Source organism: Xanthomonas sp. SHU 308, assembly GCF_000364645.1.
Classification (GTDB): domain Bacteria; phylum Pseudomonadota; class Gammaproteobacteria; order Xanthomonadales; family Xanthomonadaceae; genus Xanthomonas_A; species Xanthomonas_A sontii.
This window is the reverse complement of the sequence record NZ_AQOK01000900.1, coordinates 1-12,260: the sequence shown is the minus strand read 5'-3', so window position 1 is coordinate 12,260 and position 12,260 is coordinate 1. Positions and strand designations below refer to the sequence as shown.

14 protein-coding genes are annotated in these 12,260 nt (G+C 70.7%); 10 read left to right on the top strand and 4 right to left on the bottom strand.

The window, feature by feature from the left end; genetic code table 11:
- The 8 genes from hisD to D588_RS0123200 form a co-directional block, all read left to right on the top strand.
- On the top strand, nt 1-819 hold an 819-nt coding region (hisD, locus tag D588_RS0123235), incomplete at its 5' end, for a histidinol dehydrogenase (protein ID WP_017917697.1).
- Nucleotides 816-1,916: a histidinol-phosphate transaminase gene (gene hisC / locus D588_RS0123230; protein WP_017913323.1), complete on the top strand. Its 1,101-nt coding sequence runs from the start codon at nt 816-818 to the stop codon at nt 1,914-1,916. The genes hisD and hisC, both read left to right, overlap by 4 nt.
- Nucleotides 1,913-2,986, top strand: a complete 1,074-nt coding sequence (hisB, locus tag D588_RS0123225) for a bifunctional histidinol-phosphatase/imidazoleglycerol-phosphate dehydratase HisB (protein WP_026144033.1) — start codon at nt 1,913-1,915, stop codon at nt 2,984-2,986. Before hisC ends, hisB begins: the two co-directional genes overlap by 4 nt.
- Nucleotides 2,987-3,017: 31 nt before the next feature.
- Entirely contained in the window at nt 3,018-3,620 is a 603-nt protein-coding gene (hisH, locus tag D588_RS0123220; protein ID WP_017917695.1) for an imidazole glycerol phosphate synthase subunit HisH, read from the top strand.
- Nucleotides 3,617-4,351, top strand: a complete 735-nt coding sequence (gene hisA / locus D588_RS0123215) for a 1-(5-phosphoribosyl)-5-[(5-phosphoribosylamino)methylideneamino]imidazole-4-carboxamide isomerase (RefSeq protein ID WP_017913326.1) — start codon at nt 3,617-3,619, stop codon at nt 4,349-4,351. The genes hisH and hisA overlap by 4 nt, the downstream gene beginning before the upstream one ends.
- Nucleotides 4,345-5,121 (top strand): imidazole glycerol phosphate synthase subunit HisF, encoded by a 777-nt coding sequence (gene hisF, locus D588_RS0123210; RefSeq protein ID WP_017917694.1) that lies wholly within the window; start codon nt 4,345-4,347, stop codon nt 5,119-5,121. Before hisA ends, hisF begins: the two co-directional genes overlap by 7 nt.
- Nucleotides 5,111-5,734, top strand: a complete 624-nt coding sequence (hisIE, locus tag D588_RS0123205) for a bifunctional phosphoribosyl-AMP cyclohydrolase/phosphoribosyl-ATP diphosphatase HisIE (RefSeq protein WP_017917693.1) — start codon at nt 5,111-5,113, stop codon at nt 5,732-5,734. The genes hisF and hisIE overlap by 11 nt, the downstream gene beginning before the upstream one ends.
- 68 nt (nt 5,735-5,802) lie before the next feature.
- Nucleotides 5,803-7,395, top strand: coding sequence for a calcineurin-like phosphoesterase family protein (locus D588_RS0123200; RefSeq protein ID WP_017917692.1), 1,593 nt, complete (start codon nt 5,803-5,805; stop codon nt 7,393-7,395).
- A gap of 558 nt (nt 7,396-7,953) precedes the next feature.
- Here the strand turns inward: D588_RS0123200 and D588_RS0123195 are convergent.
- The 4 genes from D588_RS0123195 to D588_RS0123180 form a co-directional block, all read right to left on the bottom strand.
- The gene (locus D588_RS0123195; RefSeq protein WP_017917691.1) at nt 7,954-9,033 is read right to left on the bottom strand and encodes a C13 family peptidase; all 1,080 of its coding nucleotides are present in this window, start codon (nt 9,031-9,033) and stop codon (nt 7,954-7,956) included.
- A 34-nt stretch (nt 9,034-9,067) separates the two neighbouring features.
- On the bottom strand, nt 9,068-9,766 hold the full coding sequence (gene mtnC, locus D588_RS0123190) for an acireductone synthase (RefSeq protein WP_017912145.1): 699 nt from the start codon (nt 9,764-9,766) through the stop codon (nt 9,068-9,070).
- Nucleotides 9,767-9,769: 3 nt separating this feature from the next.
- Nucleotides 9,770-10,336, bottom strand: coding sequence for an acireductone dioxygenase (locus D588_RS0123185; protein WP_017907269.1), 567 nt, complete (start codon nt 10,334-10,336; stop codon nt 9,770-9,772).
- A 94-nt stretch (nt 10,337-10,430) separates the two neighbouring features.
- Complete coding sequence (locus D588_RS0123180) at nt 10,431-11,072, bottom strand: methylthioribulose 1-phosphate dehydratase (protein WP_017912143.1); 642 nt, start codon at nt 11,070-11,072, stop codon at nt 10,431-10,433.
- Between the two features lie 182 nt (nt 11,073-11,254).
- Here D588_RS0123180 and D588_RS0123175 point away from each other — a divergent pair, with 182 nt between their 5' ends.
- Nucleotides 11,255-11,695, top strand: a complete 441-nt coding sequence (locus D588_RS0123175) for a SufE family protein (protein ID WP_026144030.1) — start codon at nt 11,255-11,257, stop codon at nt 11,693-11,695.
- Nucleotides 11,692-12,260 (top strand): MFS transporter (locus tag D588_RS0123170; protein ID WP_017917689.1); only part of this gene is annotated, 569 nt, incomplete at its 3' end. The genes D588_RS0123175 and D588_RS0123170, both read left to right, overlap by 4 nt.

Genomic DNA, 12,260 nt, shown 5'->3' with positions numbered 1-12,260 from the left:
CCGCGCGCCGACGGCTCGGCCGACCCGGCGGTGCTGGTCGCGGCGACGCTGTGCGGCGTCGACCGGGTGTTCAAGCTCGGCGGCGCCCAGGCGATCGCGGCGATGGGCTACGGCACCGAAAGCGTGCCGTCCTGCGACAAGCTGTTCGGCCCGGGCAACAGCTACGTCACCGAGGCCAAGCAACAGGTCGCGCAGGCCGGCGCGGCGGCGATCGACATGCCGGCCGGGCCGTCCGAGGTGCTGGTGATCGCCGACGCCGGCGCCGATGCGGCCTTCGTCGCCGCCGACCTGCTGTCGCAGGCCGAGCACGGTCCCGATTCGCAGGTGCTGCTGCTGTCCGACAGCGCCGCGCTGATCGAGGCGGTGGAGAACGAACTGGAGCGGCAGCTGGCGACGCTGCCGCGCGCGGCGATCGCCCGGCAGGCGCTGGCCGCGTCGCGGCTGATCCGCGTCGACACGCTGGAGGATGCGTTCGCCATCAGCAACCGCTACGCCCCGGAACACCTGATCCTGGCGCTGCGCGCGCCGCGCGACTGGCTGGACCGGGTCGAGGCCGCCGGCTCGGTGTTCCTCGGCGACTACACTCCTGAGGCGCTGGGCGATTACTGCAGCGGCACCAACCACGTGCTGCCGACCAGCGGCGCGGCGCGCGCCTACAGCGGCGTGAGCGTGGCCAGCTTCCAGAACTTCGTCAGCGTGCAGAGTGCCAGCGCCGCCGGCATCGCCGCGATCGGCGGTTGCGCGGTGTTGATGGCGCGCGCCGAGGGCCTGGACGCGCACGCCAATGCGGTGGCGCTGCGCATGGAGAAGGCGGCATGAGCCAGACTCCAGACGCACGCGCCGTGCTGGCGCTGGTCCGCCCGGACCTGCGCGAATTCGCCGGCTATTCGTCCGCGCGCAGCAGTGCGCTGCAGGGCGAGATCTGGCTCAATGCCAACGAGTCGGCCTGGGCCAACGCCGCCGATGGCGACGCCGGCAATCGCCGCTATCCCGACCCCCAGCCGTCGGCGCTGCGCGCCGCACTGGCGCAGCTGTACGCCTGCGCCCCGGACCAACTGCTGCTCGGCCGTGGCAGCGACGAGGCCATCGACCTGCTGCTGCGCGCCCTGTGCGAGCCGGGTCGCGACGCCATCGTCATCACCCCGCCGGTGTTCGGCATGTACGCGGTGTGCGCGCGGCTGCAGAACGCGCGCGTGGTCGAGGTGCCGCTGCGCGATACCGACGAGGGCCTGCTGACCGACGTGGACGCGGTGGTGGACGCCGCATTGAGCCAGATGGCCAAGCTGGTATTCCTGTGTTCGCCGGGCAACCCCGGCGGTGCGGCGATCGCCCTGGCCGACATCGATCGCGCCGCCGAGCGTCTGCAAGGACGTGCGGTGCTGGTGGTGGACGAAGCCTATGGCGAGTTTTCCGACGAAGCCTCGGCCACCAGCTTGCTTGCGCGCCATGCCAACCTGGCGGTGCTGCGCACGCTGTCCAAGGCGCACGCGCTGGCGGCGGCGCGGATCGGCTGCGTGATCGCCGATCCGGCGCTGATCGCGGTGCTGCGCCGCTGCCAGGCGCCGTATCCGATTCCGGCGCCATGCACGCAACTGGCGCTGGCCGCGCTGCAGCCCGAACCGCTGCGGCAGACCGCGGCGCGGGTGCAGGAGGTGCGGACCGAGCGCACGCGCATGCAGACGGCGCTGGCGGCACTGCCCGGCGTGCGCCAGGTGTATCCGTCGCAGGGCAATTTCCTGCTGCTGCGCTTCGATGACGCCGAGGGCGCGTTCCAGGCGCTGCTGGCGGCCGGGGTGGTGGTGCGCGACCAGCGCGCCGCGCCGGGCCTGGGCGATGCGCTGCGCATCACCCTGGGCACGCCGGCGCAGAACCAGCGCGTGCTCGGCGCCTTGCAGGCATGGAGGGCCGCGGCATGACCCCGATCCTGTTCGTGGACCGCGACGGCACCCTGATCGAGGAGCCGGCCGATTTCCAGATCGACGCCTACGAGAAGCTGCGCTTCGTGCAGGGCGTGATCCCGGCGATGCTCAAGCTGCGCGACGCCGGCTACCAGTTCGTTATCGTCACCAACCAGGACGGCCTCGGCAGCGAGGCCTACCCGCAGGCCGCCTTCGACGGCCCCAACGACCTGATGCTGCAGATCTTCGCCAGCCAGGGCATCGTGTTCCGCGAGGTGCTGGTCGACCGCAGCTGGCCGGCCGACAATGCGCCCACGCGCAAGCCCGGCATCGGCCTGATGCTGCCGTACCTGCAGGACCGCAGCATCGACTGGGCGCGCTCGGCGATGGTCGGCGACCGCATCACCGACATCCAGTTCGCCGAGAACCTGCGCATCCGCGGCTTCCAGTTGCGTACCGCCCAGTTCGGCGGCGAGTGGGACTGGGCCGGCATCGCCCACGAACTGGCCGATGCGCCGCGGCGTGCGCGGGTGCAGCGCGACACCAAGGAAACCCGCATCGCGGTGGACCTGGACCTGGACCTGGCGCGCGACCCGCACTGCGCCACCGGTCTGCCGTTCTTCGACCACATGCTCGAGCAGATCGGCAAGCACGGCGGTTTCGCCCTGGACGTGCGCGCCGAGGGCGACCTGCACATCGACGAACACCACACCATCGAGGACACCGGCCTGGCCCTTGGGCAGGCATTGCGCCAGGCGCTGGGCGACAAGCGCGGCATCGGCCGCTACGGCTTCACCCTGCCGATGGACGAGACCCTGGCCAGCGCCGCGCTGGACTTCAGCGGGCGCCCGTACTTCGTGTTCGAAGGCGAGTTCAAGCGCGAGCGGGTCGGCGACATGCCGACCGAACTGGTCCCGCACTTCTTCCGCTCGCTGTGCGATGCGGCCGGGCTGAACCTGCACCTGAGCGTGCGCGGCGACAACGACCACCACAAGGTCGAGGCCTGCTTCAAGGCGCTGGCCCGCGCCTTGCGCCAGGCGCTGAAGCGCGAGGGTGCAGCGCTGCCCTCGACCAAGGGCGTGCTGTGAACCGGCGCGTCGTGGACACGCGGAGGCTGCGATGAGCACGGTGGCCTTGATCGACGCCGGCGGCGCCAACCTCGGTTCGGTGCGCTATGCGCTGCAGCGGCTCGGCGTGGAGCCGCGGCTGGTGCGCGACGCGGCCGGTCTGCAGGGCGCGGAGCGGGTGATCCTGCCGGGCGTGGGAGCGGCACCGCATGCGATGGCGCGGCTGCGCGAGCAGGGCCTGCTCGAGCCGCTGCGCGCGCTACAGGTGCCGCTGATCGGCATCTGCCTGGGCATGCAGTTGCTGTTCGAGCATTCCGAGGAGGGCGATGTCGATTGCCTGGGCCTGCTGACCGGCGTGGTCCGGCGCATGCCGCCGGCGCTGGGCATCCGCGTGCCGCACATGGGCTGGAACCGGCTGTTGCCGCTGCGGCCGTCGTCGTTGCTGGCGGGCGTGCGGGACGGTGCCAGCGCCTATTTCGTGCACGGCTATGCCGCACCGGTCACAGGCGACACTGTTGCCGCCTGCGATCATGGCGGCCTGTTCACCGCGGTGGTGCAGCATGGTCGCCGCTGCGGCGCGCAATTCCATCCCGAGCGCTCGGCGGACACCGGCGCGCGCATCCTGCGCAACTTCCTCGAGACCGATTTCCCATGAGCTTCGTCGTCTATCCCGCCCTGGACATCCGCGACGGCCGCGTGGTGCGGTTGGCGCAGGGCGACTACGCCCGCGAGACCCACTACGGCGACGATCCGTTGCGCCGCGCGCAGGCCTTCGCCGAGGCCGGTGCGCAGTGGATGCACCTGGTCGATCTGGATGCGGCCCGCGCCGGCGGTTATACCCTGGCACCGCTGCTGCAGCGGATCCGCAACGAGACCGGGCTGCAGGTGCAGACCGGCGGCGGCGTGCGCTCGCGCGCCGACGTGCAGCGCCTGCTCGATGCCGGCGCCAGCCGCGTGGTGATCGGCTCGCTGGCGGTACGCGACCGCGAGTCGGTGCTGGAGTGGCTGGCCGAATTCGGTCCCGAGCGCATCACCGTGGCGCTGGACAGCCGCCAGGACGCGCACGGCGTCTGGCGCCTACCGGTGCACGGCTGGACCGAGACCTCGTCGCTGAGCCTGGACGCGCTGGCCGGCGAGTACGCCGCGGCCGGCCTGATCCACCTGCTGTGCACCGACATCGCCCGCGACGGCATGCTGTCCGGGCCGAACCTGGCGCTGTACGCGCACCTGCGGCAGCTCGCGCCGGCGTTGGCGGTGCAGGCCTCCGGCGGCATCCGCAACGCCGCCGACGTGCGCGGCGCGCGCGAGGCCGGCTGCGCCGGGGCGGTGCTCGGCAAGGCCTTGCTGGAAGGGCGGCTGCGCCTGGACGAGGCGCTGGCATGCTGAGCCGGCGCATCATCCCGTGCCTGGACGTGCGCGAGGGGCGCGTGGTCAAGGGCGTCAAGTTCCGCGACCACGTGGACATGGGCGATATCGCCGAGCTGGCCCTGCGCTACCGCGACCAGGGCGCCGACGAACTGGTGTTCTACGACATCGGCGCCAGTCCGGAAGGGCGCTCGGTGGACTACGCCTGGGTCGAGAAGGTGGCGCGGTTGCTGGACATCCCGTTCTGCGTGGCCGGCGGCATCCGCGACGTCGCCACCGCGCGCGCGGTGCTGCACGCCGGCGCCGACAAGATCTCGATCAACTCGCCGGCACTGGAGCGGCCGGCACTGATCGCCGAGCTGGCCGAGGCCTTCGGCGTGCAGTGCGTGGTGGTCGGCATCGATTCGATCCGCGAGGACGACGGCCAATGGCGCGTGCGCCGCTTCACCGGCGATCCCAGCAAGACCCAGGCGCTGCGCATGCGCACCCTGGACTGGGTGGTGGAGGCGCAGCGCCTGGGTGCCGGCGAGATCGTGCTCAACTGCATGGACAGCGACGGCGTGCGCCGCGGCTACGACATCTCTCAACTGCACGAGGTGCGCGCCCTGTGCAAGGTGCCGCTGGTGGCCTCCGGCGGCGCCGGCGAGATGCAGCACTTCGCCGACGTGTTCGAGCGCGCCGACGTCGATGGCGCGCTGGCCGCCAGCGTTTTCCATAGCGGCGCGATCGCCATTCCCGAACTCAAGCGCTTCCTGCGCCAACGACAGATCGAGGTGCGCGATGGCGCATGAACATTCCCACGGCGCGGACCCCGCCGACGCGGCGCTGGACTGGGGCAAGGGCGATGGCCTGCTGCCGGTGGTGGTGCAGGACGCCGCCACGTTGCGCGTGCTGATGCTGGGCTATATGAACCAGGAGGCGCTGGCGCAGACGCGCCGCAGCGGCCAGGTCACCTTCTACAGCCGCAGCAAGCAGCGCCTGTGGACCAAGGGCGAAAGCTCCGGCAACGTGCTGGACGTGGTGGCGATCGACACCGATTGCGACCGCGACACCCTGCTGGTGCTGGCGCATCCGCGCGGGCCGACCTGCCACCTCGGCCGCGACAGCTGCTTCCCGCAGGCGCCGGGCCAGTTCCTGGGCGCGCTCGACCGGCTGGTCGCGCAACGCGAGCGCGAACGGCCTGCGGGCAGCTACACCACGCAGCTGTTCGAGAAAGGCACGCGGCGCATCGCGCAGAAGGTGGGCGAGGAGGGCGTGGAAACCGCGCTGGCCGGCGTCGCCCAGGGCGACGACGAACTGCTCGGCGAGTCCGCCGATCTGCTCTACCACCTGACCGTGCTGCTGCGCGCACGCGGCCTGGGCCTGGCCGACGCGGTGGCCGTGCTGGAAGCGCGGCACCGCTGAGTCTGTCCGGCGCGGTCATCGCCGTGTCGATGTCGTTGGCTACAATCGGGGGCCCTCGGCTTCTCCGGATGTTCCGCATGCTGCGCACCGTCGTCCTTGCCTGCCTGTTGGCCGCCGCCGCTCCCGCCGTGGCGCAGACCGCGACGATCAGCGGCAGCGTCTACCAGGAACGCGACAACGCCCCGGGCCGCGGCCCGGGCGATACCGGCATCGCCGGCGTGCAGGTGTCCGACGGTGTGCACATCGTCCGCACCGACGCGCAGGGCCGCTACCGCTTGGAAGTGGAACCCGGCCGCACGGTGTTCGTGATCAAGCCCGACGGCTACAGCTTCGCCAGCGCCGGCAACGGCCTGCCGGACTACTGGCGGCACTACGCGCCCGCCGGCTCGCTCACGCTCAAGTACCGGGGCATCGCGCCCACCCGCGGCGCCACCGACCACTGGGACTTCGCGTTGCGCGCGCAGCCCAAGGCCGACAGCACCGAGGTGCTGGTGTTCGCCGATACCCAGACCGCATCGATGACCGATGTCGGCTACTACGCCCGCGACATCGTCGCGCCCTTGCGCGGCAAGACCCACGCGCGCATCGGCACCACCCTGGGCGACGTGGTCAGCGACGACCTGTCGCTGTATCCGGCGCTGAATGCGGAAACCGCCAAGCTCGGCGTGCCGTGGTTCCATGTGCCCGGCAACCACGACCTCAACTTCGACGCGACCGACGACGTCGATTCGCTGTCGAGCTGGCGTGCGGTCTACGGTCCCGACACCTACGCGGTGGAAGAGGGCGGCGCCAGCTTCGTGTTCCTGGACGACGTGGTCTACCAGCCGACCCAGCAGCCCAAGTACATCGGCGGCCTGCGCGCGGACCAGTTCGCGTTCCTGCAGGCCTACCTGGCCAGCGTGCCCAAGGAGCGGCTGGTGGTGCTGGGCCTGCACATCCCGCTGTTCGATGCGGCGCCCGGCAAGGAGACCTTCCGCCATGCCGATCGCGCGCGGCTGTTCGCGCTGCTGCAGGCGTTCCCGCATGTGCTGGTGCTCAGCGGCCACAGCCACACCCAACGCCACGATTACCACGGTGCCGACGAGGGCTGGCACGGTGCGCAGCCGCTGCACGAATACAACGTCGGCGCGGCCTGCGGCGCGTTCTGGTCCGGGGTCAAGGATGCCGAGGGCATTCCCGCCGCGACCATGGCCGACGGCACCCCGAACGGCTATGCACTGCTGACCGTGCGCCGCGACGGCGGCTATGCGCTGGCCTACCACGCCGCGCGTGCCGCCGACGACACCCAGATCGGCCTGCATGCGCCGAAGGTATTGCGCCGCGGTGCCTATCCGGCCTGGGGCGTGTACGCGAACGTGTACATGGGCGAGGACGACACGCGCGTCGAATACCGCGTGGACGACGGCGCCTGGAAGCCGATGCAGCGGGTCGAACAGCCGGACCCGGCTCTGCTCGCCGAGAACGCGCGCGACGATGCCGCCGACGCGTTGCGCGGCTACGATCGGTCGCCGGAAGCGATTCCGTCGCAACACCTGTGGCGCGGCGCCTTGCCGACCGATCTGAGCGTGGGTGCGCACCGCATCGAGGTCCGCGCGTTCGACCGCTGGCGCGGCGAGCAGCACGCCAGCGGCAGCTATCGATTGCAGGACGCGAGCCCTTGATCAGATGCGGTGGTCGGTGACGGCCGGCAGATACGTGCGCAGCGATGCTGCGTGCCCGGTCACCGTCACTGTCGCGACAGAGCTTTAGTCGCCATGCGTCCCAGGCGTCGGGGCTGAAGCCCCTCCCACAGGGCGCCGATCAGCGCCTCGCAGCGTCGGGCCCACGTAGGAGCGGCTTCAGCCGCGACAAGCGCGGTAAGACGGTCGCGCCATCCACCGCCAACGGCAAGAGGCTCGCGCTCCACACGCGCCACACCGAACCCCAGAAACAAAAAAACCTCCACGAAGGAGGCCTACAAAACCAAATGATCCTGGCTGGCGAGCGAAGGCTGGCGGGCGGTCGGATCGGGGGCGCAGTTGGCTGGCGAAACGCGGGCTGGCTTGCTGCGGGAGGCATTCTAGCGAGCGCTCACACGTCGCGATCGAACGCGAATCACTCTCATCCTTTCGGCCTGCTACACGGGGTCGGGCTTACGCGGTCGAGGGCAGGAGCGGCCGGCAAACACGCGAGTGCGCGCGACGTCGCATACAGTCGACCCCGCGTCCTGCGCGGTTGCGTCACCGCGCCGGCGTGCGCTTCGTCGGCGGTGCGGGGTTCTGCGCGCGCGCCGCCGTGTCTGGCGCGGTCGCTGCGCCACGCTTGAGGCTCTGCTCGCCATCGTCCGCATCCGCCGCGTCGTCCGCATCGGGCTCCGGATACGGATACGGCGGTGCGGCGGCGTTCGGCAACTGCGCGCGCCAGTGCTGCAGCCAGCTGCCGATGCGCGCGCCCACGTACAGCTGCGGATACGACGGCGCCTCGCCTTCGGCCTGTTCGCGTGCGCTGATCTCGGCGCTGGCCAGGCGATAGCTGTCGACCAGATCGGTGGTGTGCGCCAGCGCGTCGATCAGCCAGGCGCGGCCGAAATAGGTGGCGCTGGCGGTGTTGCCGCAGCCGAACGAGGGCCGGTCGCGACGGGCGGCGGTGATGACCAGGGTGTCGGCGGTCTTCAGCGCCGGCACGAAGCCGCCGGAGTAGCAGGCCGAAATCACGATGATGCGGTTGCGGATGCCGGCGTCGTCGAGCAGGCGGCGCAGTTCCTGCGGGGTGATGGTGTCGTACTCGGCATCCTCGCCGGGGCCGAACTGCAGATACAGCTCGTGCTGCTCGGTGCCGTGGCTGGTCAGGAACAGCAGCAGCGCGTCCTCCCGCTTGTCCATCAGCTTGCCGATGCGGTCCAGCGTATCGGCCAGGTTGTCGTAGGAGGCCTGCGGCGCGTAGGCGTGCGCGCCGAGATTGTCGCCGTGGTTGATCAGGGTGGCGATGCGGCCAGCGGCGCCAAAGCGCTGCGTGAACATCTGCCGCAGGTACAGCACTTCGTTGCGGAACACGTCCTCGCTGGCGTCGCCGGCGAAGCCCACCACGTACAGGTCGGGGATGCCCGGGCGCTGCGCCTGCAGCGACCCCAGCGCCTGGCGCAGCTGCGCCTGGTCGACCGGATCCTGCGCCGCCTCGTCCTGCGCGGTGTCGGCCGCGCCGGCCGGCATGGCGCCGGCATCGGAATGGCAGGCGGGCAGCGCCAGCGCCAGCAGCGCGGCCGGCAGCAGCCGGCGCCGCAGCACGGCCAACGGGCGCCGCAACGCCGCCAGGGCGGCCATCAAGGCAGCGACAGGCCTGCGCATGCGTGGGGACTCAGAAGCCCAGGTCGGCGAAGCTCTCCGCGCGGCGGTGGCCGTTGCAGGCCTCGCCCTGGCGCGGTTGCGGGTAATCGTCGCGGCGGTCGATCAGCACCGTGTCCAGGCCGGCGGCGCGGGCCGCATCCAGTTCGGCGACCACGTCGGACAGGAACACGATCTGCGCCGGCGCCACCCCGATCGCCTCGGCGATGCGCGCGTAGCTGGGCTGCTCGCGCTTGCCGCCGATCTCGGTATCGAACCAGCCGGAGAACAGGCCGCGCAGGTCGCCGGCGTCGCTGTGGCCGAAGAACAGCTTCTGTGCCGGCACCGAGCCGGACGAGTACACGTACAGCGCGCGGCCGTCGGCATGCCAGCGGCGCAGCGCCGGCGCGGCATCGGGATAGATGTGCGCGGTGAAGTCGGCATCGCGGTAGCCGGCTTCCCAGATCATGCCCTGCAGCGCCTTCAGCGCGGTGTGCTTGCGGTCCTCGTCGATCCAGCCCTGCAGGGTCTCCACGATCACCGCATCGGTGCAGATGCCGCCGCATTCGCTGGCGACGGCATCCAGCCATTGCCGCACCTGCGGCTGCTGGCCGTGCTCGCGCACGAAGCCGGGCAGGGCGCGGCGCGCATAGGGGAACAGCACGTCCTTGACGAAGGAGATGCTGCTGGTGGTGCCTTCGATGTCGGTGAGTACGACGCGCGGATCGGTCATCGCTCAGTGCGCCTCGCCGCGCAGCTTCGCCTCGTAGCGCGGGAAGCGCTGAGCGATGTCAGTGCCGGTGAAGTGGCCGACCCAGCCGTCCGGCTCGGTGAAGAAGCGGATCGCGACGAAGCGCGGCTCCGGCCCCATGTCGAACCAGTGGTGGGTGCCGTCGGGCACGGCGATCAGGTCGTCCTGCACGCACTCGATCTCGTAGACCTTGCCGTCCACGTGCAGGGTGAACAGGCCGGAGCCGGCGACGAAGAAGCGCACCTCGTCTTCCTTGTGGAAGTGCTCGTCGAGGAACTTCTTGCGCATCTCCTCGCGCTGCGGGTTGTCCGGGGCGATGCTGACCACGTCCACGGTCTTGAAGCCGTTGGCGGCGACCAGGCGGTCGATGTCGGCCTTGTAGGCGGCCATGACCGCGTCCGGCGAGGCGCCGGGCTCGATCGGCTGGTTGGCCTGCCAGCGCTCGAAGGTGACGCCGATCTTGCGCAGTTCGGCGGCGATCGCGTCGCCATCGCGGCTGTCGAACAGCGGCGCGTCGGGAGTGGTGTCGGCGAAGATGCGGAGTCGGCTCATGGCGGCGGGCGAAAGCGTCAGTGGGGACGAAAAGGGTAGCAGGTGCGCGGCCGGCGGCCGTTGCGGCGCTGGAACGCTGTCGCGCCGCGGCGGATCAGCCGGCGGCGCGCAGTTTGCGCAGCTCCAGCTCGCAGTGCAGTAGGAACTCGAAGGCTTCGAGGTGGCGGCGCGCTTCGGCCATGTCGCGGCCCCAGGCGTACAGGCCGTGGCCGTCGATCAGGTAGCCCCACAGCGGCGTGCGATCGAGCAGGGCGTCGACCTGCGCGGCCAGCACGGTCATGTCCTGGGTGTTGGCGAACACCGGCAGGTCCACCGCGGTCTCGTGGGTCTGGTTGCCGTGCAGCGCCTTCAGCAGCTCGTAGCCTTCCAGGCGGATATGGCCCTGCGGGGCGTACAGGCGCGAGGCGATGGTCTGCACCGGCGAGTGCGTGTGCAGAATGCAGCCGACCTCGGGGAAGCGCCGGTACAGCTGGGTGTGCAGCAGGGTCTCGGCGGACGGGCGCAGCGGCCGGCCGACGGCCTGGCCGTCGAAGTCCACCACCATGATGTCGTCCTCGACCAGCCGGCCCTTGTCGCGACCGGAGACGGTGATCGCGGCGTGGCGATCGTCCAGGCGGTGCGAGAAGTTGCTGCTGGTGGCGGGCGTCCAGCCGGCCTGCGAGAGCTCGCGGATGTTGTCGATCAGCAGGTGCGCCAGCGTGCGCAGGCGCTCGGAATCGTAGGGCAGTGCGTTCATGCGCGTAGTGTAGGGCTTGATCGCTGGATTGGGATGACAGGTGGTGGTGCACCCAGTAGCACCTCCTCACGCCGTACCCTCACCCCAACCCCTCTCTAGAGGGATCACTAGCGGTCGGACCCTCACCCCAACCCCTCTCCCGGAGGGAGAGGGGCTTTACATCGCTTGATTCTGGATTGCTGATGACCGATACCGACTTTCCGCTCGAATCCACGCCCGCCGATGCCCAGGCCGCCATCGCCGAGGAGTTCGGCTTCTTCGGCGACTGGTCCGAGCGCTATCAGTACCTGATCGACCTGGGCCGCAAGCTACCTGCCTTCCCCGAGCACTGGAAGACCGAGGAGCACCGTCTGCACGGCTGCCAGTCGATGGTGTGGATCGTGCCCGAGGGCAATGCCGAGCGCCTGGTGTTCCATGCGATCAGCGACTCGGCGATCGTCTCCGGGCTGATCTATCTGGCGCTGCGGGTCTATTCCGGACGCAGCGCCGCGGATATCCTCGCCACCGCGCCGGACTTCGTCGCCGCCATCGGCCTGGGCAAACACCTGTCGCCGACCCGCAGCAACGGCCTGGCCGCGCTGCTGGCCTTCATCCAGGACACCGCGCGCGCCCAGCAGGCATGAGCGCGCCGCTGCCCACCCCACCGCAGACCCTGCGCACGCTGCTGGCGCACCCCGGCTTCGCCCTGGTGCTGGCCTACCGCATCCTGGCGATGCTGTCCTATCAGGTCGTCGCGGTCACCGTCGGCTGGCATATCTACGAGATCACCCGCGATCCATTCTCGCTGGGCCTGATCGGGCTGGCCGAGATCCTGCCGTTCTTCTGCATCGCCCCGTTCGCCGGCTACCTGGTCGATCATCTGCCGCGCCGCTACCTGGGCATGCTCGCCAGCGTCGGGCTGGTCGCCACCGCCGCGGTCCTGCTGGCGGTGAGCCGCGGCTGGCTGGCGGCGCAGGGCGTGTGGCCGATCTACGCGGCGATCGCGCTGACCGGCGCCGCGCGTGCGTTTCTGTCGCCGGTGTACAACGCGCTGTTCGCCCGCGTCCTGCCGCGCGAGGCCTATGCGCGCGGCGCCAGCGTCGGCAGCGTCGCGTTCCAGGCCGGCATGGTGATCGGCCCGGCGCTGGGCGGCCTGCTGGTCGGCTGGGGCGGCAAGAGCCTGGCCTACGGCACCGCCATCGGCGCCTC

Bases quoted from the DNA above. Each gene is read 5' to 3' on its own strand.
- hisC (WP_017913323.1), top strand. From the start codon at position 816: ATGAGCCAGACTCCAGACGCACGCGCCGTGCTGGCGCTGGTCCGCCCG.
- hisB (WP_026144033.1), top strand. From the start codon at position 1,913: ATGACCCCGATCCTGTTCGTGGACCGCGACGGCACCCTGATCGAGGAG.
- hisH (WP_017917695.1), top strand. From the start codon at position 3,018: ATGAGCACGGTGGCCTTGATCGACGCCGGCGGCGCCAACCTCGGTTCG.
- hisA (WP_017913326.1), top strand. From the start codon at position 3,617: ATGAGCTTCGTCGTCTATCCCGCCCTGGACATCCGCGACGGCCGCGTG.
- hisF (WP_017917694.1), top strand. From the start codon at position 4,345: ATGCTGAGCCGGCGCATCATCCCGTGCCTGGACGTGCGCGAGGGGCGC.
- hisIE (WP_017917693.1), top strand. From the start codon at position 5,111: ATGGCGCATGAACATTCCCACGGCGCGGACCCCGCCGACGCGGCGCTG.
- D588_RS0123200 (WP_017917692.1), top strand. From the start codon at position 5,803: ATGTTCCGCATGCTGCGCACCGTCGTCCTTGCCTGCCTGTTGGCCGCC.
- D588_RS0123195 (WP_017917691.1), bottom strand. From the start codon at position 9,033: ATGGCCGCCCTGGCGGCGTTGCGGCGCCCGTTGGCCGTGCTGCGGCGC.
- mtnC (WP_017912145.1), bottom strand. From the start codon at position 9,766: ATGACCGATCCGCGCGTCGTACTCACCGACATCGAAGGCACCACCAGC.
- D588_RS0123185 (WP_017907269.1), bottom strand. From the start codon at position 10,336: ATGAGCCGACTCCGCATCTTCGCCGACACCACTCCCGACGCGCCGCTG.
- D588_RS0123180 (WP_017912143.1), bottom strand. From the start codon at position 11,072: ATGAACGCACTGCCCTACGATTCCGAGCGCCTGCGCACGCTGGCGCAC.
- D588_RS0123175 (WP_026144030.1), top strand. From the start codon at position 11,255: ATGACCGATACCGACTTTCCGCTCGAATCCACGCCCGCCGATGCCCAG.